At 66.6% G+C, this 22,864-nt stretch carries 20 protein-coding genes; 18 read left to right on the forward strand and 2 right to left on the reverse strand.

Annotation, left to right across the window (positions count from 1 at the left end):
- Positions 1-29: 29 nt before the first annotated feature.
- From BRO63_RS09710 to BRO63_RS09755, 10 genes are all read left to right on the forward strand, one after another.
- Positions 30-899, forward strand: a complete 870-nt coding sequence (locus BRO63_RS09710) for a TcpQ domain-containing protein (protein WP_088139554.1) — start codon at positions 30-32, stop codon at positions 897-899.
- The gene (locus tag BRO63_RS09715; protein ID WP_088139556.1) at positions 896-2,482 is read left to right on the forward strand and encodes a hypothetical protein; all 1,587 of its coding nucleotides are present in this window, start codon (positions 896-898) and stop codon (positions 2,480-2,482) included. Before BRO63_RS09710 ends, BRO63_RS09715 begins: the two co-directional genes overlap by 4 nt.
- 2 nt (positions 2,483-2,484) lie before the next feature.
- Positions 2,485-3,807 carry a hypothetical protein gene (locus BRO63_RS09720; RefSeq protein WP_256943267.1) on the forward strand — a complete coding sequence of 441 codons (1,323 nt, stop codon included), beginning with the start codon at positions 2,485-2,487 and terminating at the stop codon, positions 3,805-3,807.
- On the forward strand, positions 3,794-4,291 hold the full coding sequence (locus BRO63_RS09725; RefSeq protein ID WP_088139558.1) for a hypothetical protein: 498 nt from the start codon (positions 3,794-3,796) through the stop codon (positions 4,289-4,291). Before BRO63_RS09720 ends, BRO63_RS09725 begins: the two co-directional genes overlap by 14 nt.
- Positions 4,288-6,024, forward strand: a complete 1,737-nt coding sequence (locus BRO63_RS09730; RefSeq protein WP_088139559.1) for an ATPase, T2SS/T4P/T4SS family — start codon at positions 4,288-4,290, stop codon at positions 6,022-6,024. Before BRO63_RS09725 ends, BRO63_RS09730 begins: the two co-directional genes overlap by 4 nt.
- Positions 6,017-7,153: a general secretion pathway protein gene (locus BRO63_RS09735; protein WP_088139561.1), complete on the forward strand. Its 1,137-nt coding sequence runs from the start codon at positions 6,017-6,019 to the stop codon at positions 7,151-7,153. The genes BRO63_RS09730 and BRO63_RS09735 overlap by 8 nt, the downstream gene beginning before the upstream one ends.
- 62 nt (positions 7,154-7,215) lie before the next feature.
- Positions 7,216-7,836, forward strand: coding sequence for a type 4 pilus major pilin (locus BRO63_RS09740; RefSeq protein WP_088139563.1), 621 nt, complete (start codon positions 7,216-7,218; stop codon positions 7,834-7,836).
- Between the two features lie 17 nt (positions 7,837-7,853).
- On the forward strand, positions 7,854-8,903 hold the full coding sequence (locus tag BRO63_RS09745) for a PulJ/GspJ family protein (RefSeq protein WP_088139565.1): 1,050 nt from the start codon (positions 7,854-7,856) through the stop codon (positions 8,901-8,903).
- Positions 8,904-8,984: 81 nt separating this feature from the next.
- A complete protein-coding gene (gene alaS, locus BRO63_RS09750) occupies positions 8,985-11,609 on the forward strand; it encodes an alanine--tRNA ligase (RefSeq protein ID WP_088139566.1) in 2,625 nt (874 codons plus the stop codon).
- On the forward strand, positions 11,609-11,878 hold the full coding sequence (locus BRO63_RS09755; RefSeq protein WP_088139568.1) for a sulfurtransferase TusA family protein: 270 nt from the start codon (positions 11,609-11,611) through the stop codon (positions 11,876-11,878). The genes alaS and BRO63_RS09755 overlap by 1 nt, the downstream gene beginning before the upstream one ends.
- A 77-nt stretch (positions 11,879-11,955) precedes the next feature.
- Here the strand turns inward: BRO63_RS09755 and BRO63_RS09760 are convergent, their stop codons facing one another.
- Positions 11,956-12,537, reverse strand: a complete 582-nt coding sequence (locus BRO63_RS09760) for a hypothetical protein (RefSeq protein WP_088139570.1) — start codon at positions 12,535-12,537, stop codon at positions 11,956-11,958.
- Between the two features lie 429 nt (positions 12,538-12,966).
- Here BRO63_RS09760 and rpsP point away from each other — a divergent pair, with 429 nt between their 5' ends.
- The 3 genes from rpsP (at position 12,967) to trmD (ending at position 14,748) form a co-directional block, all read left to right on the forward strand.
- Positions 12,967-13,227 (forward strand): 30S ribosomal protein S16, encoded by a 261-nt coding sequence (rpsP, locus tag BRO63_RS09765; RefSeq protein WP_013392819.1) that lies wholly within the window; start codon positions 12,967-12,969, stop codon positions 13,225-13,227.
- Between the two features lie 79 nt (positions 13,228-13,306).
- Positions 13,307-13,924, forward strand: a complete 618-nt coding sequence (gene rimM, locus BRO63_RS09770) for a ribosome maturation factor RimM (RefSeq protein ID WP_088139572.1) — start codon at positions 13,307-13,309, stop codon at positions 13,922-13,924.
- Complete coding sequence (trmD, locus tag BRO63_RS09775; protein WP_088139574.1) at positions 13,924-14,748, forward strand: tRNA (guanosine(37)-N1)-methyltransferase TrmD; 825 nt, start codon at positions 13,924-13,926, stop codon at positions 14,746-14,748. Before rimM ends, trmD begins: the two co-directional genes overlap by 1 nt.
- 118 nt (positions 14,749-14,866) lie before the next feature.
- Here trmD and BRO63_RS09780 read toward each other — a convergent pair whose 3' ends face one another.
- The gene (locus BRO63_RS09780; RefSeq protein WP_088139576.1) at positions 14,867-17,761 is read right to left on the reverse strand and encodes a valine--tRNA ligase; all 2,895 of its coding nucleotides are present in this window, start codon (positions 17,759-17,761) and stop codon (positions 14,867-14,869) included.
- 341 nt (positions 17,762-18,102) lie between these two features.
- On the opposite strand from BRO63_RS09780, the gene ndk reads away from it, so the two are divergent.
- From ndk to hisS, 5 genes are read left to right on the forward strand one after another with little or no spacing between them, the layout of a single operon-like run.
- Positions 18,103-18,528 (forward strand): nucleoside-diphosphate kinase, encoded by a 426-nt coding sequence (gene ndk, locus BRO63_RS09785; protein WP_088139578.1) that lies wholly within the window; start codon positions 18,103-18,105, stop codon positions 18,526-18,528.
- A gap of 44 nt (positions 18,529-18,572) precedes the next feature.
- Entirely contained in the window at positions 18,573-19,727 is a 1,155-nt protein-coding gene (rlmN, locus tag BRO63_RS09790) for a 23S rRNA (adenine(2503)-C(2))-methyltransferase RlmN (protein WP_088139580.1), read from the forward strand.
- Entirely contained in the window at positions 19,724-20,218 is a 495-nt protein-coding gene (locus tag BRO63_RS09795; RefSeq protein ID WP_088139581.1) for a helix-turn-helix domain-containing protein, read from the forward strand. The genes rlmN and BRO63_RS09795 overlap by 4 nt, the downstream gene beginning before the upstream one ends.
- Before the next feature lie 16 nt (positions 20,219-20,234).
- Positions 20,235-21,521, forward strand: coding sequence for a flavodoxin-dependent (E)-4-hydroxy-3-methylbut-2-enyl-diphosphate synthase (ispG, locus tag BRO63_RS09800; RefSeq protein ID WP_088139583.1), 1,287 nt, complete (start codon positions 20,235-20,237; stop codon positions 21,519-21,521).
- A 54-nt stretch (positions 21,522-21,575) separates the two neighbouring features.
- Entirely contained in the window at positions 21,576-22,862 is a 1,287-nt protein-coding gene (gene hisS, locus BRO63_RS09805) for a histidine--tRNA ligase (RefSeq protein WP_088139655.1), read from the forward strand.
- Positions 22,863-22,864 lie beyond the last annotated feature (2 nt).

A 22,864-nucleotide genomic window follows, 5' to 3' on the forward strand; every position in this document is an offset into this window, starting at 1 on the left:
TCCGGTGCGCCCTACGTTCGCGGTGAGGCATGGTTCGTTTCTTCATTCTGGCGGCAGGGGTGTCCTGCCTGGGGGCCTGCACTGGGGCAGGCAAGAGTCCGGCCGCAACGTCATGGGAAGCCTCGCGGCAGGCTGCCCAAGGCTTCCGCTTCGACTGGCAGTTGTCCGGCGATCCCGCTGTCGCGCCGATGCAGGTGTTCGACGACGGCAAGGAGACCTGGCTGCAGTTCGCGCCGGGCCAGCCGCTGCCGGCGATTTTCGGCATAGGCAGCGACGGTGAACGCGCCTTGCCCTACTTGCGGCGCGACCCCTATGTCGTGCTGGCCGGAGGGTGGAGCGGCCTGCTGTTTCGCGGCGGGCGGCTGACCGCCCGCGCGCAGCGCCTGCCGGCGGTCGCCGATGCCAGAACGGCGGCCGGGGCAGGGGCCAGGCCGCCAGATGAGCCTGCACCGCTGGCGCCGGTCGCCGCGGCGCAACGCATCGGTCCGGCGCGGCCGGCGGAGTCGGCGCCGCCCGCCATCGGTGCATTGCAGGCCGCCGGACCCTTGGCAGGCGCGGCGCCAGCCGTTGGCGGGACAGCGGCGCCGCCATCCGCGCCGACGCTGGTCTACCGCGCGGCGCCGCCGGACGCCACGCTGCGGGCCGTTCTCGCGCGCTGGGCAGATCTGGCGGGCTGGACCTTCCAGCCGCAGCACTGGGCCGTTGACGTGGACATTCCCCTGTCGGCCACGGCCGAGTTCACCGGCGATTTCAAATCGGCCGTGCGCGAACTGCTGGGCGCCACGGAACTCGCCGAAAAGCCGCTGCAGCCATGCTTCTACGGCAATCGTGTGTTGCGCGTGGTGCCGTTGGCGCAGTCCTGCACGCGCATGGCCGCGCCACAGGGAGCCGCAGCATGATGCGCAGACTGTTCTTGTTCGTGGCCGCCTGCGGGGTCTTGGGCGGCTGCGGCGTGTCGCAGCAGGTTGCCGATCAGCGTCGTGCCGCGTACACGCGGCAGGCCAAGGTGGCCGACATTCATCAGGCTTTCACCGAGGGGCTGTCGGACCGCGCCGCGCGCGTCGCCGCCCAGGACGTCGCCGCGCCGTGGCTTGCCGGCAAGCCGCAACCGCTGGCGCGAGAGGTGGCGCTGCCGCCCGCACTGCGCGAAAACGTGCGGACCACCCTGATACTGGCCGACGACGCCGACCTGCCGGCGCTGGCCCAGCGCCTGACCGCGGCCACCGGTATCGCCGTGCGCGTGCGGCCGGATGCCTTGCTGCCGCTGGAAATGTTCCTGCCCCGGCTGGCCGTCAACGGCGCCTTATCCGTTCCGGCCCCGGCCAGCCTGGAGATCCGCGCGGGCGCGCAGCCCCTGGCCGACTTGCTGGACACGCTGGCCGCGCGTTTCTCGGTGCATTGGCGCTACGAACACAACGCGCTCGAGTTCTACCGCACCGAGACCCGTGTGTTCGATTTGCGCGCCTTGTCGCTGACCAGCAAAGTGGACGTGCGCCTAGGCCGCGAAGGCAGTCCGGAGGGCGAGGGCTTTGAAAGCACCTCCAACACATCCTTGTCGGCGGGGCAGCACGACGCGATGGCCGTCCTGCGCGCCAACATCGCGCCGTTCCTGACGCGTTCCGGCGTGGTCGCCGAAGCGGTCGAAGGCGCCACTTCGATCGTCGTCACGGATACGCCCGAGGCGCTGGAGCGCGTCGCCCGCTACCTCGAGCGCGAGAACAAGGCGCTGACCCGCCGGGTGCGGCTGGTGTTCGAGGAAATCACGGTCGTCGCCAACGACGCCGTTTCAGGCGGCATCGACTGGAACATCGTCTACGCGGCGGCGGGAGCGGCGGCGCGGCTGGCGCTGCCCGGCGCCGGATCGGGCGGGGGCAGCCTGGACGCTTCCGTGGCCAGGGGGCCATTCCAAGGCTCGCAGGCCATCATCTCCGCGCTCAGCACGATGGGCGCCGTCGTGCGGCATAACAAGGTTCCCATCCTGACCTTGAACCGTCGTCCGGTGACCCACGCGGTAAGAACTACGTTCAGCTACATCGACCGGGTGCAGAGCACTGCAGTCCCCGGCACGACGGCGGGAGGCGTCAACGGTACGCTGCCCGCGGTGTCCATCAGCCAAAAGGAAGAAACGGTAGGTTCGTTCCTGACGCTGTTGCCGGACATCCAGGAGGACGGTCAGATCCTGTTGTCGCTTGCCTATGACAACGCGGTCGCCCAACCCTTGAAGACCATCACGTTCGGCGAACGCGGCAACCAGGTGCAGGTCCAACAGGTCACGATCGATGGCAACGGCACGGTGCAGCAGGTCGAGTTGCGTCCCGGCCAGCCCATCATCGTTTCCGGTTTCGACCGCAGCCAGGAACAGCATGACCGCCAACGGCTCGCGCCGGGGCTGCCGCTCATCGCGGGCGGCCTGGACAGCGCCGCCTCGGAACGCACGACGACCCTGGTGCTGGTGACCGCCCAGGTCGAGGAAGGGTACTAGGCATGGAACGCCTTCCTCCCACCTTGTTGCTCGACGTCCCCGACACGGGCCGCACCTTGGCCTTCGGTCTGCGCTGGTTCGCCCTGATCGGCTCCAACATTCCCGCGCTGGCCCGCTCGCGAGGGCGCCGCTTGCGGGCCAGCCACTATGTCGTGGGCGGGGCGCCGGCCATGGTGGCCGGTTATGGCCGCATGCGCCCATCTTGGCGCGGCGGCGCGCGGGCGGGGCGGAGCAGGCATGCGCACATCCAGGCCGCGGCCCAGCTGTACGCCCTGTTGTACCCGGATGGAGGCTACAGCCTGATCCGCTTGCCCAGCGGTGGCCACTGGCTGGTGGCGGCGCAGCGCGGCACCGTGCTGTCGCAGGCGGACAGGGTGTACGCCACGCTCGACGAGGCCTTGCGCGAGCAGGCGCTGTTGCGCGCCCAGCGGCCCGCATTGCCGGCGCAGGCCGCCGATGAAGCCTGGGCCTTGCTCATGCAGGCGGCGGACCCGGCTGCCCGCCTGGTCGGGCTGTCCTCGCGCTGGGCCGAACTGCCGCTCGCATTCCGTTTGTTTCTGGCCTGCGCGGGGCTTGCCGCCATTGCTCCACCGCTATGGGAGCGCGTGATTGCGCCATGGTCGGGCCGCGACTCGTCCAGTTATGCCGGTCCGGAAGATATTTCCTCGCAGCCGGATCCGTATCTGACCCTGCTGCGAAACACGGTGGTCCACGCCCCTGCCGAGGTCACCCGCTTGCTGGACGGCTTGGGCAGGCTGCCCATACAAGTGCGCGGCTGGGCGCTGAGCCGCGCGCGCTGCCTGGCCGTGGAGCAGGCCTGGAATTGCTCGGCGGTCTATGTCCGTGCTCATCCGCTGGCCGCCAACGATGTTCTGCACGCGCTGCGGCCCACCGGCTGGCAGGTGACATTCCAGCCGCTGGAAGAAGCCACGCTGTCATGGCGCATGGGCTCCTCGCCGGTGGGGCTGGCGGACCTGGTCCTGCCCACTGCGCTGCAAGTCGACACCGGGCTGGTCGCCGCGTTGCAGCGCATGCGGGCGGCTTTTACTTCCGTGATCCTTGCGTCGGCGTTGCCGCTGTCCTTGCCGCCACAACCTCAGCCCGCCGCCGGCCACACGGGCGCCACGATTGCGGCCCGGCCTGCCATCCGCAGCCGCGCCATTACTTTGCGGGGGCCGTTGCGTTCCTTCGCGTTGCTGGACGGCGCCGTTGCGGCGGCCAGATGGTCCCGCCTGTCGCTGGACCTCCAGGCGCTAGCCAGGCCCACGCTGGTTTCCAGCACGCTGGTCGCCGAATTACAGGGAGAACTTTATGAACAGGAATAGGGGCGCCGTTGCGCATTCGAATGCCGCGGCAGGATTCATCGGGCGTCTGCTCTTGTCGGCCGCCTTGGTGCCGGCCGCTCATGGTCAACCGTCACTGCAAAGCGCCGAGGAGCCGCGGCCCTGGCCAGAGACGGAAACCGTGCGCGCCTTGCTGCGCGTGGACGCCGCGGCCGCCTTGGCGGACTGCCGGGTCCCGGGTCTGTGCCGTCCGGGACCCGAGCCCGTGACACAGGCTGCGCCGCCCGCCAGGGCATCCGACGATATCCGGGTGATGGCCATCTTCGGCCTCGCGCGGCGCTTGAGCGCCGACATTGCCGTCAATGGCGCCGTACTCCGCTATCAGGCGGGCAGGGGTGAACCCGTCGCGGGGGGCGCCGACGCCCGCGCCTACCAGTTGCTGGCTATCGACGACAGTTGCGTGAGGCTGCGTCGCGGCGATACCGAACGCATCGCCTGCGTCGACGCGGGCAGGGGCCAGCCATGACTGTGCATGCTTTGCAGCCCGTCGCGGCGCATCCCGCTGTGGAGGCCTGGGAACCGCCCCAGCTCCGGACACCCGAAGACGTCGCCCGCTTGCACCCCGCATTCGTGCGGGCGCTCGGACGCGATTTCGATCTTGCAGCGCTCGCCGGCAGGTTGTGTCCCGTGCTGCTCGAAAGCGGCGAGGTCGCCGTGTTCGCGGTAAAGGACTACACGCTGGGCGACCAGATCGACGAAGTCGAGCGCATGGTGCAGGCGCAGGGTTACCGGCTGGCGCAAGTGCCGCGCTACCAATTGCCCGCGCCGCTGCTGCTGATGATCGCCCGCGGGCAGTTGGCGGCGCCTGGGCTGGCCGGCCGCGGCAAGGATCGACGGGAGGAGCGTGCCTCGGCCCTGGCCGCGCTGTTCCTGGACATCGTGCGCTGGGGCGTGGGCCAGGGGGCGAGCGACGTGCACATCAACGTCAACCGTCGGCGTGAATCCTGCGAGATCCGCTACACCATCGGCGGGGAATACGTCGGCACGGAACGCTTTGCAGGCCTGTCCAACGCGACGCTGCTGGAGGTCCTGGCGGTGGCCTGGATGGATGTCAGAGGCGGCAACGGCGCGGTGTTCGACCCGGCGCTGGAGCAGCAAGGACGCATCGGGCTGGACATCGATGGCGTATCCATCGTGCTGCGCTGGGCTTCGCTGGCCACCGATGCCGGGCCTTCCGTCTGCCTGCGCATCTTGCGGTTGGACGCGACCGCCAACGCCGATCTGCTCGCATTGGGTTATCTGCCCGCGCAGGTCGAAACCCTTGCCCGGGCGCGCGAGCGCGAAGGCGGGGCCATCGTGTTGGCGGGCGTGGTCGGTTCCGGCAAATCGACCACCATCGCGACGCTGATGCGCGGTATCGCTCCCACTCGCAAGGCCATCACCCTGGAAGATCCGGTCGAGTACATCATCGACAATGCCTTGCAGAACACGCTGGGCGGCGCTCTGGCTGAATCGGCCTGGCCGGCGTTCGATGCCAAGCTCAAGACCATCAAGCGCTCGGCGATGAACGATCTGCTCATCGGCGAGATCCGGGACATTGATACCGGCCGCGCGTTCATGGACCTGGCCGGTTCTGGCGTCAGCCTGTACACCACCACCCACGCCGCTGGCGCCGTGCTGATACCCGAACGCCTGGCGTCGGACGCGATCGGCGTGTCGCGCGATTTTCTGGCCACGCCCGGCATACTCAAGCTCCTGGTCTACCAGACCTTGCTGCCGCGCCTGTGCAGCCATTGCTCGCTGCCCGTGGACAGTCTTTGGTCCAGATCCGCCGGCGGCGGCAAGCGCCCTGATTGGCGGGCATGGTTGAAGCGGATGCAGCAAGAGTTCCTGCTGGACTCCACCACGCTCAGGGTCAGGAATGCCGCGGGTTGCAGCGCTTGCAGGCGTGCGCAATTGCCTGAATTGAACGGCATCGCAGGCCGCAGCGTGGCGGCTGAAATGCTCGAACCCGAGCGCGTCGAGGGCTTTCTCGAGCGCGTGCGTGCGCGCGATAACGTGGGGCTCAAGCGCCAGGCCGAGGCCGCCGGACCCGTTGCCTGGCGCAGCGATGCCACGCGCGGCGCGCTGGCGCGGGACTGCGCCCTGTACAAGGTCAGCCGCGGAGAAGTCGATCCCCGCGCGTTGCTGCGCCGCTTCGATGTTCCCGCGGCCTTGCCCATGCCTGGCGCGCGATCCGCCGGGGGTAGCCATGGCTAGGCCGTTGCCACTGCGCACTTACTGGAGCGCGCCCTCCGGTCGATCCCTGTTGCTGCGCCTGGACGCATTGCGCTTTCGGGCGGGACGCGCGGACTACTACGAGTATCTGGCGGACCTTGTTGAAGGAACGCAAGGCCGCAAGAACCTGCGCGACGTCTTCGAGGACGACGCGCGCCGTCATGGCGAGGATACCGTGCGCGGCCGGCTGTCGAGGCATTGGGCGGCCATGTATCTGGACGCCGGCGGCGATCTGGGCGCGGCCTGGGCGGACACGCTGCCCTCCAGCGAATGCCTGCTGCTCAGCTGCGTGCAGGAAGAGGGCGGCGATCTGCCCGCCGCGTTGCGCGATGTGGCGCGGGCCGTTCGGTTGGCGTCGGATGCGTGGCTGGCGCTGGTTTCGGCGGCGATGGCCGGCGTCGCGGCGGCGGCCGTCGCATTCGCCTTGCTGTGTGCCATCCCCTTTTTCAGTGTCCCGCGCTTGCAGCAGGTGTTCCAGGCCGTGCCGGTGGAAGACTACGGCCGCCTGACCCGTGCGCTGTTTGCGCTGGCCCAGGGCCTGAGGCAATGGCTGGCCCTGTGGCTGGTATTGCTGCTGGGCCTGGCCTTGTTGAGCCTGTGGTCGCTGCCCCGTTACATCGGAGCCTTGCGGCCGCGGCTGGACCACTGGCTGCTGTGGCGGCTCTACCGGGATTTCCACGCCATCCGCTTTCTTGCGCTGCTGGCCGTGCTGGTCAGGCAGCATGGCGCGGCCGACACCCGCCTGCGGCGCGCGCTGGCCGTGCAGGCCCGGGATGCGGCGGCCTGGATGCATGCGCATCTGCAGGACATGCTGGGGCGGATAGACGGTGGCCAGACCGGCCCGGAGATCTTCGGCACAGGCCTGCTCGATGCGGACACCTGGTGGTACATGGCCGACATGATGGATGCCCTGGGCATGGAGGCCGGACTTGCGCAGGCGCGGCTGCGCATCGAGTCGCGCCTGCTGGCGCGGGTGCGTCGGCAGGCATCGGCGTTGCGCTGGTCGCTGCTGCTCTCATCCCTGGCCGCCGTGCTGGGCATCACGCTTTGGCACTACGGCGTGATCGACGAATTGCGCCATGCCCTGACCAATTTCTACGCCAGCCAATAGTGGCTATGTCAGGCAAGCGGCGCTTGGCAGCCCGCTCGCCTTATCTCACGAGGAAAGCAACCATGCTCCATGTTCATGCAGTCCCATTCCGCGCAAGCCGGCAGCTCGGCTTTTCGTTGATGGAAGTGTCCATCGTCACCGCCATCGTTCTGTTGATCGCGATCGTCGGCATTCCGGCCATCGGCGCCTACGTGGTTGAGAACAAGGTTCCCAAGGTGGGCGAGGAATTGCAGCGTTTCATCGCCAGCATGAAGACCAATGCGCAAGGCGGCGGGATCACGCCCTACGCCGGCCTGGACACAGGCGCCATGGCCAATGCCCTGCGGGAATCCAGCGTCCTGGCCGTCGACGGGACTGGGGGCGCGGCGCGCATCGCCCATGGCCTGGGCGGCAGCGGTGTCGGAGGCAACGGGGTGGTCGAGGTCGCGGCCGCCTCGTTCGGCAGCGCGGGGCAGGGTTCGGCATTCTCCATCAAGCTGAGCAATGTCAGCCAGGCCGCATGTCCGTCGCTGGCCTCGGTGCTGCAGCGGATGTCGGAGACCATCTCGATCGGTGGCGCGGGAGGCGGCCTCAGGATCGTGAAGGACGCGTTCGCAACGCCCAGCGTGCCTTACCGCGCGGCCTTGGCCCAGGCCCAGTGCAGTCCGGGCGACGTCAACACCTTCCTATTCGTCGCAAAATGAGGCGGCTCGCGCGTGCCATGACTGTTCGGTCGCGGGCTCCCGCGGCGCGGTTGTCTCAGCTCGGATTCTCTTTGCCGGGCCTGGTGGTGGCGCTGGCCTTGAGCGCCATGGCGGCCATCTGGGCGTCCGGCCAGGCGGTGCAGCGGATCGAGGACGCTGCAGCCCGCGCCGCCGGCGTATGGTTGACGCAGATCCGCCTGGCGGTGGTCGAGGTGCTGGGCCGGCATGCCGCAGTCCTTGCCAAGGGGGACGCGCCTCGCAGCGAAAAGGGAGACCCGCTGTTCGCGGATCCGCTCGCGCCCACCATCGGCGAATTGCGTGGCATGGGACTGCTGCCCGCCGATTTTCCCGAGCGTTCCGCCATGGGTTTCGCCGCGCAAATCAGGATCGTCAGGTCGCAGGCATGTCCCGGCGAACGTTGCCGGGTGGACGGGCTGGTCTATAGCGCCACGCCGTTGACTAAAACAGGGACGCAATCACCGGATCTGACCGGCATCGCCGCCGCGATCGAGGCCGCCGGTGGATATGGCGGGGCGGTGTGGCCGGCGTCGCCGGGCCTGGTGCGCGGCGCGGCCTTCAGTTTCGCCAATCCCCTGGCGTCCGGTGGGCCGGCCTATGCGCCCGGTACGGTCGCCCTGTGGGCGGGAGCCGGGGCCGGGGGGCTGGATCCGGATCGCTACGTCAAGATCCGCGATACGCGCGATCCGCAGCTGCAGGGGGATCTGAGCGTTGCATCCTCGGCTCAGGTGGGTGCCTACTTCAAGGTCGGCGCGCGCGCCAGCGCGGGGCAGCAGTGCGGCGTTTCGAACGGCACCGTGGCCACCTCGGAACAGGGGGAACTGCTGACATGCCAGTCCCAGGTGTGGGCGCCGGCAAGCGGCGGTTTCGGCGGGGCATACAGCTTCAACCACCCGCTGGGTTGCTACCATTACAGCGGCACCTCCACTGCGAATCCCCGGACCGGCGCCTGCTCGTGTCCTGCCGGCTACCAGGCCGTGATTGTTTCCGCCGGCGGCAAATGGACCGAGACGGAAGGCTGGACCACAGGCTACGTCTGCGTGCGCTGAAGCCGCCGCGAAGCCTCTTTTCCTGGGATGCCCGCCAACCCTCTATAATCAAAAATTCGCCTAAATTCTGCTTCGCCCACGATGAAATCCTCCGAGATTCGCCAGCAGTTTCTGCAATTCTTCAAGTCCAAGGGACACACCATTGTTCCCTCGTCGTCGCTCGTCCCGGGCAACGACCCGACCTTGCTCTTCACCAATTCGGGCATGGTCCAGTTCAAGGACGTCTTTACGGGCAAGGAATCGCGGTCCTATACGCGTGCCACGTCGTCCCAGCGCAGCGTGCGCGCCGGCGGCAAGCACAATGACCTCGAGAACGTGGGCTATACCGCCCGCCACCATACGTTCTTCGAAATGCTGGGCAATTTCAGCTTCGGCGACTACTTCAAGCGCGACGCCATCCAGTACGCCTGGGAGCTGCTGACCCAGGTCTACAAGCTGCCCGCCGAGAAGCTCTGGGTCACGGTCTACCAGGAAGACGACGAAGCCTACGACATCTGGGCCAAGGAAGTCGGGGTGCCGACCGAGCGCATCATCCGCATCGGCGACAACAAGGGCGCGCGCTACGCCTCGGACAACTTCTGGCAGATGGCGGACACCGGTCCTTGCGGCCCGTGCTCGGAAATCTTCTATGACCACGGTCCCGAGATCTGGGGCGGCCCCCCGGGATCGCCCGAGGAAGACGGCGACCGCTACATCGAGATCTGGAACCTGGTGTTCATGCAGTTCGAACGCGATGCGGCCGGCAACATGCCGCGCCTGCCGCGTCCCTGTGTCGATACCGGCATGGGCCTGGAACGCATCGCAGCCGTGCTGCAAGACGTGCATTCCAACTACGAAATCGACCTGTTCCAGCACCTGATCGCCGCCGCCGCGCGCGAAACTGGCATCAAGAACCTGGAAGACAACTCGCTGAAGGTCATTGCCGACCACATCCGCGCCTGCTCGTTCCTGATCGTCGACGGCGTGATTCCCAGCAACGAAGGCCGCGGCTACGTGCTGCGCCGCATCGTCCGCCGCGCGCTGCGCCACGGCTACAAGCTGGGCCAGACCAAGCCGTTCTTCCACCGCCTGGTGCCGGACCTGGTCGCCGAAATGGGCGAGGCCTATCCGGAATTGGCCGCCACTGCCGACCGCGTCGCCCAGGTGCTCAAGCAGGAAGAAGAGCGCTTTGGCGAAACGCTGGAACACGGCATGCGCATCCTCGACTCCGCCCTGGCCAATGTGCCCAAGGGCGGCCAACTGGATGGCACGACCCTGTTCACGCTGTACGACACCTACGGGTTCCCGGTGGACCTGACGGCCGACATCTGCCGCGAACGTGAAGTGGACGTGGACATGGCAGGCTTCGAGGTCGCCATGGAACGCCAGCGCGACCAGGCACGCGCCGCCGGCAAGTTCAAGATGGCCGAAGGCCTGAGCTATGAAGGCGCGGACACGCGCTTCGAAGGCTACGAAAAGCTGGAGCTGGCTGGCGTCAAGGTCACGGCCCTGTACGTGGACGGCACGCAGGTCCAGCAGGTCAAGGCAGGCCAGAGCGCGGTCGTGGTGCTGGACGCCACCCCGTTCTACGCCGAGTCGGGCGGCCAGGTCGGCGATACCGGCCTGCTGGAAGCCGACGGCGTGCGTTTCGCCGTGGCCGACACCCTGAAGATCCAGGCCGGCGTCTTCGGCCACCACGGCGAGCTGGAGTCCGGCACGCTGTCCGTGGGTGACACGCTGCTGGCGCGCGTGGACGCGGTCCGCCGCGCCCGCACGGTGCGCAACCACTCGGCTACCCACCTGATGCACAAGGCGCTGCGCCAGGTGCTGGGCGCGCACGTGCAGCAGCGCGGCTCGCTGGTGGATCCCGACAAGACCCGCTTCGACTTCGCCCAGGATGCGCCGCTGACGGCAGAGCAGATCGCTCGCGTCGAAGCCATCGTCAACGCCGAGATCCTGGCCAACCAGCCCACCGTGGCGCAGGTCATGGGCTATGACGACGCCGTCAAGGGCGGCGCCATGGCGCTGTTCGGCGAAAAATACGGCGATACCGTCCGTGTGCTCGACATCGGTTTCTCGCGCGAACTCTGCGGCGGCACGCACGTCAGCCGCACGGGCGATATCGGCCTGTTCAAGATCGTGTCCGAAGGCGGCGTGGCCGCGGGCGTGCGCCGCGTCGAAGCCATCACCGGCGACAACGCGCTGGTCTGGGTGCAGAACCAGAACGCCTTGCTGACCCAGGTTGCGGGCATGCTGCGCAGCACGCCGGCGGACCTGCCGGCGCGCATCGCGCAGGTGCAGGAACAGGTCAAGAGCCTCGAGAAGGATCTGGAACAATCGCGCAACAAGCTTGCCGCCAGCGCCGGCAATGACCTGGCGACCAGCGCCGCGGTTGAGGTCAAGGGCATCAAGGTCCTGGCCGCCAGCATCGGCGACGTGGATCCCAAGGCCTTGCGTGGCATGGTCGACAACCTGAAGGACCGCCTCAAGCCCGCAGTCGTGCTGCTGGCCACGGGTTCGGCCGACGGCAAGATCAGCGTGGTGGGCGGCGTCACCGCCGACCTGACCAGCCGCGTCAAGGCGGGCGACCTCGTCGGCTTCGTCGCGGCCCAGGTGGGCGGCAAGGGCGGCGGCCGTCCTGACATGGCCATGGGCGGCGGCACCGACCTGGCAGCCTTGCCCGCGGCGATCGCCAGCGTGCAGAAATGGGTGGATGAGCGTCTGTGATGAGCGGGGCGGATACCGGTCTTGATGGCGGCGCGCAGGCGCCGTCCTTCGAGCAGGAAGTCGATGCCAGCGGCCTGACCTGCCCCTTGCCTATCCTGCGCGCCAAGAAGGCGTTGGCGCAGATGGCCAGCGGTGAAGTGCTGCGCGTCATCACCACGGACCGCAACGCGATCCGTGACTTCCAGGCGTTCGCCCGCCAGACCGGCAATGTGCTGGTGGCGCAACAAGAGGTCGATGGCCGCGGGGTGCATTTCCTGCGGCGGCGCTGAGCGGCTTGCGAGCCTTCCGCGCCACGTAAAAGGGCCCGCCGCGAGGCGGGCCCTTATGCATGGGGACGAACCTCAGTCTATTTGCGGATGGCGGCGGCGACTGCCCGGGTGATGGTGAAGTCCACCAGATCGCCTTCCTTCAGCTGCTGCAGGCGTGCCTGCAGGGCGGGATCCTGGACCTGGATGGTGCGCATGCCGCCCTGCGGTCCCTTCAGCGTCACCAGATTGGCGCTCTTGTTGATGTGCCAGATTTCGGCGGTGATGGTGGTCTGGCGGCCGGCTGCGCCGCCGGGCATGGCTCCCTTGGCGCTGCGGGTGGCCGCGGTTTCGGTCTTCACTTCCGGAATGCCGGATCCGGCGGGGCGCACGTCCACCGCCACCGACTCGTAGTAGTCGAGCGTCAGCGTGTCGCCCGGCTTGATCTGCTGGAAGTTGCGGATATCGGGGCCAGCTTGGATGTCCACGCTATTGCCGTTTTCGCCCTGCAGCGTGATGGTCCGGGTGGCGGGATCCACCGCGGTAACCTTGCCGGAGGCGGTCGTCAGGGCGGCGCCCACGACGCGGGCCGAGGCGGCAAGCGGCATGGCCAGGGTACCCGCCAGCAAGCCCGCCAGGGCCAGGCGCGCAACAGGGGTGAAGACTGATTTCTGGTTCTTCATGGTGGTGCACCCTCCGGTTAGAGGAAGTTGGGGGAAAACCGTTGGAACAAGCAGAGTCGCGCGGCGGTCGGGCCGCCGTCAGGGGGATGGCTTGAAGCAGGTGCGGTGGCGGCGCCGTGGGCAGGCCGCAGGGAGGATCGAAGCGCGGGGTCTTGCGTAGGTCGACATAAAACCGATCTCCTCAATCGGGTTATTTCTTCACACGCACTGAGTTCTTACGCACTAAGACAGGCACGAGAGGGGCAGGGCGGCTACACTTCGAACTGCGGCGCGGGCCCCGGCCCGTATTTGGTGTTTGTAGAATACCCGGATGTGGTGTTTTAGGATACAAATCACGCCGTTACGCACAATTCAGCACAGCCATTTGCCAGCAGGCTCGTTTAAGTGCTAGAATTTCCCGTTTTTCACAACTAATTCAAGGGATTACCTATGGTGGTGATTCGCCTGGCCCGCGGTGGGTCCAAGAAGCGTCCGTTTTACAACCTGGTGGCCACCGATTCGCGTAACCGTCGCGACGGCCGTTTCATCGAGCGCGTGGGTTTCTACAACCCCGTAGCCAGCGAAGGCACGGAAAACCTGCGCATTGCGCTGGACCGCGTGCAACACTGGACCGGCAACGGCGCCCAACTGTCGCCTGCTGTCGAACGTCTGGTCAAAGAGTACTCGGCCAAGGTTTCCGCCGCGGCTTAATTGCCCGCGTCGCATACCTGGCTCTGCGCTTTAACAGCTGCCATTCATAGCTGCTTCATAGTTACCAAGAGCACGATACATGCCTGATGCCGCAACCTCCAACGCGGCGCCGACGGATTTGATCGAGCTGGGCCGCATCAGTGCAGCCTACGGTGTGAAAGGCTGGGTCAAGGTGCAGCCACATTCGGCCAATGCCGAAGTGCTGCTCTCAGCATCTCAATGGTGGTTGACTCGCCCTGTGCCTGAATTGGCGCGGGGCGTTGTCGCGTCTGCGCCTGTCGCATACAAGGTCGTGCAAGCCCGTTCGCAAGGGGCCACCGTGGTGGCCCAGCTGGCGGGCATTGCGGATCGCGATCAGGCCGAAGCCCTGCGCGGTTGTTCCGTGCAGGCGCCGCGGGGATCCTTCCCCGCGCCCGAGGAAGACGAATACTACTGGGTCGATCTCATTGGTTGCGCGCTGTATACCAGTGCCAACGGTGAGCCCGCGCTGCTGGGCGTGGTCGACGAGGTCCTCGACAACGGCGCCCATGCCGTGCTGAGGGTCTTGTGCCAAAAGGCTGGGGCTGAAGGCCCCGAGCCCGTCCTGAACGCCAAGGGCCGGCCCACCGAAATGCTTGTTCCGTTCGTGCGCGCGCACATACACGCCGTCGATCTGTCAGCTCGCCGCATAGACAGCGACTGGCCGGCGGATATTTGATGCGTATAGACGTCGTTACGCTCTTTCCCGAAATGTTCGGGGTGGTGCGGGACCTGGGTGTCACCGGCCGGGCGCATGCCCAGGGCCGGTGGTCCCTGCATGCCTGGAATCCCCGCGATTTCACGCACGATGTGCACCGTACCGTGGACGATCGCCCCTACGGCGGCGGCCCCGGCATGGTGATGATGGCGGGTCCTCTGGAAGCCGCCGTCAATGCCGCCCAGGAAGCGCGCGCCGCGCTGGGCCTGGGCCGCGCCCCTGTCGCGCTGCTGGCTCCGGTCGGCCGGCGCTACGATCAGGCGGGCGCCGAATCCCTGGCTGCAAGCGAGGGTCTGATCCTCATTTGCGGTCGCTACGAGGGCGTGGACCAGCGCTTCATTGCGCGCTGCGTCACGCAGGAAATATCGCTGGGCGACTTCGTGTTGTCGGGCGGAGAGATCGCCGCGCTTGCCGTTATCGACGCCGCCGTGCGGCTGCTGCCCGGCGTGCTCAACGATGGCGAGTCCGCGCTGCAGGACTCATTCAACGACGCGTTGTCAGGTCTGCTGGACAGTCCGCATTACACGCGGCCTGAAGTCTACGAAGGCGAGTCCGTGCCAGTGCCCCTGCTTAGCGGGCATCACGCGAACATTACCCGCTGGCGGCGTGAGCGTTCGCTCGAGCTGACTGTTGCCCGGCGTCCCGAGCTGATCGAGGCTGCCCGCGCAAAAGGGATGCTGACCCTGGCCGATGAGCGCTACCTGGCCGAGCTGGCGGGTACTCCTCTGCCCGAGCCGGCCAAGCGGCGCCGGCCCTCCCGGCCCAAGCCGCCCAAGGCTTCCTGAGGCGTCTTTGCCCGCGTGTTCGGCGGCGATCCTTGCGCCGTGCGTGTCTTGCCGCGACAGGCAAACAAAAACCCCGGAACAGAGTCCGGGGTTTTTGTTTTCAGCTCAGCGACCGGGTTCAGTTGCCCAGCTTGGCGCGCTGTTCACGCACCTTTTCCAGCGTTTCGCCGAATTGCGCCATGCGCGCCTTTTCCTGTTCGACCACGGCGGCCGGTGCGCGCTCGACGAAGCTGGCGTTCGACAGCTTGCCGTTGGCCTTGGCGATCTCGCCTTCCAGGCGCGCGATTTCCTTGTCCAGGCGCACGCGTTCCGCCGCCACGTCGATTTCGACGTGCAGCATCAGGCGGCTTGCGCCCACGACCTGGACCGGCGCGCCGGCGTCGGGCAGGGCGTCGAGCACGTCGACCTGGCTCAGCTTGGCCAGGGCGGCCAGGTACGGCGCGTTGCGGGTCAGGGTGGGCGCATCGCCCTGGGCGCACAACGGCACCTTCTGGGCGGGCGACAGGTTCATCTCGCCGCGCAGCGCGCGCACGGCTTCGACCTGGGCCTTCAGTTCGGCGACGTCGGCTTCGGCCGCGGTGTCGACCGCGGCGGGGTTGGCCTGCGGGTAGGGCTGGACGCTGACGCTGTCAGCGACGCCTTCCTTGCGCTTGCCGGCCACCAGCGACACCTTTTGCCACAGCTCTTCCGTGATGAACGGAATGATCGGGTGCGCCAGGCGCAGCACGCCTTCCAGCACGCGGATCAGCGTACGGCGCGTGCCCAGCTGCTGGGCCGGCGTGCCGGTCTGGATCTGGACCTTGGCCAGTTCCAGGTACCAGTCGCAGTACTCGTCCCACACATAGCGGTAGAGCGAATTGGCGATATTGTCGAAGCGGTAATCGGCAAAGCCGCGCGCCACGTCGGCCTCCAGCGCCTGCAGCTGGCTGACGATCCAGCGGTCCACGAAGGACGTTTCGCCGGCTTCCGGGCCGGTCAGGTCGTGGCCTTCGGTGTTCATCAGCACGAAGCGCGTGGCGTTCCACAGCTTGTTGCAGAAGTTGCGGTAGCCCTCGCAGCGCTTCAGGTCGAAGTTGATGTTGCGGCCCAGCGTGGCGTAGGCGGCCATGGTGAAGCGCAGCGCGTCGGTGCCGAAGGCCGGGATGCCGTCCGGGTACTGGCGGCGCGTGGCCTTTTCGATGGCGCCGGCCTGTTTGGGATTCATCAGGCCGTAGGTGCGCTTGGCCACCAGTCCGTCCAGGTCGACGCCGTCGATCAGGTCGACCGGATCCAGCGTGTTGCCCTTGGACTTGCTCATCTTCTGGCCGTCCGCGTCGCGGATCAGGCCGTGCACGTAGACGTGCTTGAACGGGATCTGGCCGGTCATGTGGGTGGTCAGCATCACCATGCGGGCGACCCAGAAGAAAATGATGTCAAAGCCCGTGACCAGCACGCTGGACGGCAGGTAGCGCTGCAGGTCCGGCGTGTTTTCGGGCCAGCCCAGCGTGGTGAAGGGCACCAGGCCCGACGAGAACCAGGTGTCCAGCACGTCCGGGTCGCGCTTGAGTTCGCCGGTGACGCCGGCCGCGCGGGCCTGGGCCGTGGCTTCGGCTTCGTCGTGCGCCACGAAGATCTGGCCGTCTTCCGAGTGCCAGGCCGGGATCTGGTGGCCCCACCAGAGCTGGCGCGAAATGCACCAGTCCTGGATGTTGTTGAGCCACTGGTTGTAGATGGTGGTCCAGTTGTCCGGGTAGAACTGGATGCGGCCGTCGGCCACCACTTCCAGGGCGACCTCGGTAATGCTCTTGCCCGGGTTCAGCGTGCCTTCCGGTGCGGGCTTGCTCATGGCCACGAACCACTGGTCCGTCAGCATCGGCTCCAGCACGACGCCGGTGCGGTCGCCCTTGGGCTGCATCATCTTGTGCGGCTCGACCTTGACCAGGTAGCCTTCGGCCTCCAGCTGCGCCACCACGGCCTTGCGGGCCTGGTAGCGTTCCATGCCCTGGAACTGCTTGGGGCCGTTCTCGTTGATGTGGGCGTCCAGCGTGAAGATCACGATCAGGGGCAGATCGTGGCGCATCGCGCAGGCATAGTCGTTGAAGTCGTGGGCGCCGGTGATCTTCACGCAGCCCGTGCCGAATTCCGGGTCGACGAAATCATCCGCGATGATGGGGATGTTGCGGTCGCACAGCGGCAGCTCGACTTCCTTGCCGACCAGGTGCTTGTAGCGCGGGTCCTCGGGGTGCACGCACAGCGCGCCGTCGGCCAGCATGGTTTCCGGGCGGGTGGTGGCGATGGTCAGGCCGCGCAGCGTGACTGTCTGGCCGTCCTTGTCGACGATGGTTTGCGGGCCGTCGACGAAGGGGTAGAGGATGTGCCACATGTGGCCGTCGGTTTCCTCGGACTGGACTTCCAGGTCGGACACGGCCGTCAGCAGCTTCGGATCCCAGTTGACCAGGCGCTTGCCGCGGTAGATCAGTCCCTGTTTATGCAGGCGCACGAAGGTTTCCACCACGCCGCGCGACATGCGCTCGTCCATGGTGAAATACTCGCGCGGCCAGTCGGCCGAGGCGCCCAGGCGGCGGACCTGGCCGGTAATGGCATTGCCGGACTTTTCCTTCCATTCCCACACCTTTTCCACGAATTTTTCGCGGCCCAGGTCGTGGCGGGAAACCTTCTCGGCGTCCAGTTGTCTTTCAACCACGATCTGCGTGGCGATGCCGGCGTGGTCGGTGCCCGGAATGAATACGGTGTCGTCGCCCAGCATCCGGTGGTAGCGCACCAGGCCATCCATGATGGTCTGGTTGAAGGCGTGGCCCATGTGCAGGGTGCCCGTCACGTTGGGCGGCGGGAACTGGATGACGTAGGGCTGGCTTTCGGTCCCCGTTTTTACGTGCTGGCCCGCCTGGAAGTACCCGCGCTTGTCCCACTCGGCGTACCAGCGGGATTCCAGTTCGGAGGGTTCGAAGCTCTTGGAGAGTTCCTGGGTGTCGCTCGCGGCATTCGCGGCGTTCGGGGGAGCAGCTTGAGTCATTGCAGGGTTCCGGCAAACAGGGGCGCCCGGGCTAGGGACGCGGGGCGGCAAACCGCACATTTTAAGATGTATTGCGGTCTTCTCAGCGTGTTAGAATACCGGGTTACTGTAAACCTTTTAGAAGTCCCTGAATTCATTGAGGATTCCGGGTGAGTCCGACAGGTAGGCAGTGTCGAATCCCTGCCTTGGTCCAGTGGTTCGGGACGGCCCGAAACATGCATTCGTTTCGGACCGCCCGTGCGCCAACAGCGCGATGACGCTTCAAGGGTGATACCGACAAGCGCAGAGCCACGCCAGGCAATTCATCAGAAACCAGTCAGAAATCAGTTTTCGGAGTTCTTATGTCCATTCAACGCACCCTCTCGATCATCAAGCCCGACGCCGTCGCCAAGAACGTCATCGGCCAGATCGTCGGCCGTTTCGAGCAAGCCGGCCTGAAGGTCATCGCCGCCCGTCTGGTCCAGCTGTCGCGCGCCGACGCCGAGCGTTTCTACGCCGTGCACAAGGAACGCCCCTTCTTCAAGGACCTGGTCGACTTCATGATCTCGGGCCCGGTGTTCGTGCAAGCGCTGGAAGGCGAAGACGCCATCCTGAAGAACCGCGACCTGATGGGCGCCACGGACCCCAAGAAGGCGGCTCCCGGCACCATCCGCGCCGACTTCGCCGACAGCATCGACGCCAACGCCGTGCACGGCTCGGACGCTCCGGAAACGGCCGCTGTCGAAATCGCCTTCTTCTTCCCCGAAATCAACATTCACAGCCGTTGATTTTCGCGGAACATCTGTTCTAGCTTTTGAGTTTTACCCAGGTCATGGAATCCGTCGAACGAATCAATCTGCTGGGGCTTGACGGCTCCGCCCTGTCCGAACTGGTCGGAAAGTGGGGCGGCAAGCCGTTTCGGGCTCGCCAGTTGCAGCGCTGGATGCACCAGCGCGGCGCCGATTCGTTCGACGCCATGACCGACCTGGCCCGCGATTTCCGCGGCCAGCTTGCGCAGCATTGCCGTATCGAGGCTTTGCCCGTCAACATCGAGCAGCGCTCGACCGACGGCACCCGCAAGTGGCTGTTCGACGTGGGGCAGGGCAATGCCATCGAGACCGTCTTCATCCCCGAGGACGACCGCGGCACACTATGCATTTCCAGCCAGGCCGGATGCGTGGTGAACTGCCGCTTCTGCTCGACCGGGCACCAAGGCTTCAACCGCAATCTGAAGACCAGCGAGATCATCGGCCAGCTGTGGTGGGCCAAGCGCGTGCTGGAGGCCGACATCGGCACCGCCCGCCTGGAAAGCGCCCGCGCCACCGAAGACACCCGCGTCATCAGCAACGTGGTCATGATGGGCATGGGTGAACCCCTGCTCAATTACGACCAGGTTCTGCCCGCCTTGCGCCTGATGCTGGACGACAATGCCTATGGGCTGTCGCGCCGCCGCGTCACCGTATCCACCTCCGGCGTGGTCCCCATGATGGACCGGCTGTCGCAGGACTGTCCCGTGGCGCTGGCCGTGTCCTTGCATGCGCCGAACGACGCATTGCGCGACGAGCTGGTGCCGCTGAACAAGAAGTACCCGTTGAAGGAGCTGCTGGCTGCTTGCGAACGCTATCTGGCGTTCGCCCCGCGCGACTTCATCACTTTCGAATACTGCATGCTGGACGGCATCAACGACACCGACCAGCACGCCAAGGAACTGATCCAAATTGCACGCCAGCTGCGCTGCAAGCTCAATCTGATTCCGTTCAACCCCTTTCCCGAGTCCGGCCTGAAGCGCTCGAACTCGGCGCGGGTGAAGGTGTTTGCCCAGCGTCTGATGGACGCCGGCATCATCACCACCGTGCGCAAGACCCGGGGCGACGATATCGATGCGGCCTGTGGCCAACTGGCCGGAGAAGTGCGCGACCGTACCCGGATCACCGAACGGAACGCCGCACAGCGCCAGACCATACCAATTAAACAGGTGCACGCATGACGCAGGATTTCGCTTCTGCAGTTTCAGAAACGCCCGCAGGCGCTGTGGGAGGCATCGGCTCGGCATTGCGCGCGCTGCGCCAGTCCAAGGGCTGGTCGCTCGACGAAGTGTCCAGCCGCATCAAGTTTTCCACGAAGCAGATCGAAGCCCTGGAAAACGAGCAGTGGGCCAACCTGCCCACCGGCGTTTCGCTGCGCGGCCTGGTGCGCAACTATGCGCGCCTGCTGGGTGCGGACTCGCAGGCCATCGTGGATTCGCTCGATCCCAAGGCGCGCGTCACCGGCCCGGTGAAGCTCAGCCCGGGCGCCCTGCATTCGGCGCACTCCATTCCCCAGTCCGGCGCCGACGACGACCGCTCGTCCTCGACCTCCTGGGGTTGGCTCATCGCCATCGTGCTGGTGCTGGCCGCCGGCGTGGCGTATGCCTTCTGGCAAGGCTGGCTGCCGCAGCACTGGCTGCCGTCGGACTGGCTGCCGAAGTCGACCAAGTAACAACCCGGTTCCACCGATGCAAGAATCCTCTCTGCCTTGCCAGGACGCTCCACCTCCCTCCGTGGGGGCGGCAGAGCGCCGCGCCACGCGTTCGGTGGCGGTGAAGTGGGGCGACCGTGTCGTGAAGATCGGCGGCGACGCCCCGGTCGTGGTGCAGTCCATGACCAACACCGACACGGCGGACGCCATTGCCACCGCAATCCAGGTCAAGGAGCTGGCCCAGGCCGGCTCCGAGCTGGTGCGGATCACGGTGAACACCCCTGAAGCCGCGCGCGAAGTCATCGCCATCCGCGAACAGCTCGACCGCATGGGCGTGAACGTGCCGCTGGTGGGCGATTTCCACTACAACGGCCACAAGCTGCTGACCCAGTTCCCGGACTGCGCGCAAGCGCTGTCCAAATACCGCATCAACCCCGGCAACATGGGCGGGGGCAAGCGGCGCGACGACAACTTCGCGCAGATGATCGAAGTGGCCTGCCGCTACGACAAGCCGGTGCGCATCGGCGTGAACTGGGGCAGCCTGGATCACGAGCTGATGGCGCGCAAGATGGACGAAAACAATCTGCGCGCCCAGCCCTGGGAAGCGCAGGCCGTGATGCGCGACGCGCTGGTCGTGTCCGCCATCAGCAATGCGCAGCGCGCCGAAGAACTCGGCCTGCGGCGCGACGCCATCATCCTGTCCTGCAAGGTCAGCCACGTGCAGGACCTGATCGCGGTCTATCGCGACCTGTCCGCGCGTTGCGATTATCCGCTGCATCTGGGCCTGACCGAAGCCGGCATGGGCAGCAAGGGCATCGTGGCCTCCACCGCGGCGCTGGCGGTGCTGCTGCAGCAAGGCATCGGCGACACCATCCGCATTTCGCTCACGCCCGAACCCGGCGGCGACCGCAGCCGCGAAGCCATCGTGGCGCAGGAAATCCTGCAGACCATGGGCCTGCGCGCGTTCACGCCCATGGTCGTTGCCTGCCCCGGCTGCGGCCGTACCAGCAGCACGTTCTTCCAGGAGCTCGCCGACAGCATCCAGACCTACCTGCGCCGTCAGATGCCGCTCTGGCGCGCCCAGTATCCCGGCGTCGAAAGCATGAACGTCGCGGTCATGGGCTGTGTGGTCAACGGGCCGGGCGAAAGCCGCCATGCCGATATCGGCATCAGCCTGCCCGGCACCGGCGAAGTGCCGGCGGCGCCGGTATTCGTCGACGGCGAACGCACGGTCACGCTCAAGGGCGACCGTATTGCCGAAGAGTTCCAGGCCATTGTCGAAGACTACGTCGCGCGCCGCTATGGCGCGCCCGCCTCTCATTAAAGTAAGGGTGTGGCCGCTAGCGCGCTTGCAGGCGCGCGATGCGGCATGATCAAGATGACTCAAGCTTTCCAGAAAGTCGCCGCCATACGCGGCATGAATGATCTGTTGCCAGGGGCCAGCGCCCGCTGGGAGCAATTCGAGGAAATCGTGCGCGGCTGGCTGCGCGGCTACGGCTATCGCAATGTGCGTACGCCCGTGCTTGAGCATACGCGCCTGTTCGCGCGCGGCATCGGCGAAGTAACCGACATCGTCGAAAAAGAGATGTACACCTTCACCGATGCGCTCAATGGCGAATCGCTGACCATGCGTCCGGAAATGACGGCCGGCATCGTGCGCGCATCCATCGAGCACAATCTGCTCTATGACCGCCCGCAGCGCGTCTATTCCATCGGTCCCGTGTTCCGCCACGAGCGTCCGCAGCGCGGCCGTTACCGCCAGTTCCACCAGATCGACGTCGAGGCCCTGGGCTTTGCCGGTCCCGACGTGGACGCCGAACTCATCGTCATGCTGGCCCGCCTCTGGAAGCTGCTGGGCCTGACCGACGTGCGCCTGGAGCTGAATTCGCTGGGCCAGCCGGCCGAGCGCGCCGCGCACCGCGCCGCCCTGATCGAACACCTGGAAAAGCACCGCGACATCCTGGACGAGGACGGCCAGCGCCGCATGTACAGCAACCCGCTGCGCGTGCTGGACACCAAGAATCCCGCCATGCAGGAAATGGCCGACAGCGCGCCGCGCCTGTTCGATTTCCTGGGCGAAGAATCGCGCGCGCACTTCGACGGCGTGTGCCAGCGCCTGGCCGACGCCGGCATCGAGTACCGCCTGAATCCGCGCCTGGTGCGCGGGCTGGACTACTACAACCTCACGGTGTTCGAGTGGGTCACCGACCGCCTCGGCTCCCAGGGCACCGTGTGCGGCGGCGGCCGCTATGACGGCTTGATTGAGCTGCTGGGCGGCAAGCCCGCGCCCGCCGTCGGCTTCGCGATCGGCATGGAGCGCCTGCTGGACCTCTGGGAGCAGAGCGTGCAGGTCGACCAGCCGGCCGAGTGCGACGTCTACGTCGTGCACCAGGGCGAAGACGCGCAGCGCCTGGCCGCCCGGGTCGGCGAAGACCTGCGCGATGCCGGCCTGTCGGTCATCGTGCACGCCGGTTCCGCAGGCTTCAAGTCGCAATTCAAGCGCGCCGACGCCAGCGGCGCCCGGGTTGCGGTTATTCTTGGCGCCGACGAAGTGGCCGCGCAGACCGCCAGCATCAAGTTTCTGCGCGCCGATGCGCAGGGCGAAGCGGCCCAGCAGCAAGTCCCGTTGGCGGGATTGGCCGACGTATTGAATAACAAGGGTTAATG

It is taken from the genome of Achromobacter xylosoxidans (genome assembly GCF_002192695.1).
GTDB lineage: Bacteria > Pseudomonadota > Gammaproteobacteria > Burkholderiales > Burkholderiaceae_B > Achromobacter > Achromobacter xylosoxidans_C.

Coding starts and splice junctions, on each gene's coding strand:
- BRO63_RS09730 (WP_088139559.1), top strand. CDS start 4,288: ATGACTGTGCATGCTTTGCAGCCCGTCGCGGCGCATCCCGCTGTGGAG.
- BRO63_RS09760 (WP_088139570.1), bottom strand. CDS start 12,537: ATGAAGAACCAGAAATCAGTCTTCACCCCTGTTGCGCGCCTGGCCCTG.
- hisS (WP_088139655.1), top strand. CDS start 21,576: ATGACTCAAGCTTTCCAGAAAGTCGCCGCCATACGCGGCATGAATGAT.
- rimM (WP_088139572.1), top strand. CDS start 13,307: ATGCCTGATGCCGCAACCTCCAACGCGGCGCCGACGGATTTGATCGAG.
- BRO63_RS09780 (WP_088139576.1), bottom strand. CDS start 17,761: ATGACTCAAGCTGCTCCCCCGAACGCCGCGAATGCCGCGAGCGACACC.
- BRO63_RS09795 (WP_088139581.1), top strand. CDS start 19,724: ATGACGCAGGATTTCGCTTCTGCAGTTTCAGAAACGCCCGCAGGCGCT.
- ndk (WP_088139578.1), top strand. CDS start 18,103: ATGTCCATTCAACGCACCCTCTCGATCATCAAGCCCGACGCCGTCGCC.
- BRO63_RS09735 (WP_088139561.1), top strand. CDS start 6,017: ATGGCTAGGCCGTTGCCACTGCGCACTTACTGGAGCGCGCCCTCCGGT.
- trmD (WP_088139574.1), top strand. CDS start 13,924: ATGCGTATAGACGTCGTTACGCTCTTTCCCGAAATGTTCGGGGTGGTG.
- BRO63_RS09745 (WP_088139565.1), top strand. CDS start 7,854: ATGACTGTTCGGTCGCGGGCTCCCGCGGCGCGGTTGTCTCAGCTCGGA.
- BRO63_RS09715 (WP_088139556.1), top strand. CDS start 896: ATGATGCGCAGACTGTTCTTGTTCGTGGCCGCCTGCGGGGTCTTGGGC.
- BRO63_RS09740 (WP_088139563.1), top strand. CDS start 7,216: ATGCTCCATGTTCATGCAGTCCCATTCCGCGCAAGCCGGCAGCTCGGC.
- BRO63_RS09720 (WP_256943267.1), top strand. CDS start 2,485: ATGGAACGCCTTCCTCCCACCTTGTTGCTCGACGTCCCCGACACGGGC.
- BRO63_RS09710 (WP_088139554.1), top strand. CDS start 30: ATGGTTCGTTTCTTCATTCTGGCGGCAGGGGTGTCCTGCCTGGGGGCC.
- BRO63_RS09725 (WP_088139558.1), top strand. CDS start 3,794: ATGAACAGGAATAGGGGCGCCGTTGCGCATTCGAATGCCGCGGCAGGA.
- ispG (WP_088139583.1), top strand. CDS start 20,235: ATGCAAGAATCCTCTCTGCCTTGCCAGGACGCTCCACCTCCCTCCGTG.
- alaS (WP_088139566.1), top strand. CDS start 8,985: ATGAAATCCTCCGAGATTCGCCAGCAGTTTCTGCAATTCTTCAAGTCC.
- rpsP (WP_013392819.1), top strand. CDS start 12,967: ATGGTGGTGATTCGCCTGGCCCGCGGTGGGTCCAAGAAGCGTCCGTTT.
- rlmN (WP_088139580.1), top strand. CDS start 18,573: ATGGAATCCGTCGAACGAATCAATCTGCTGGGGCTTGACGGCTCCGCC.
- BRO63_RS09755 (WP_088139568.1), top strand. CDS start 11,609: ATGAGCGGGGCGGATACCGGTCTTGATGGCGGCGCGCAGGCGCCGTCC.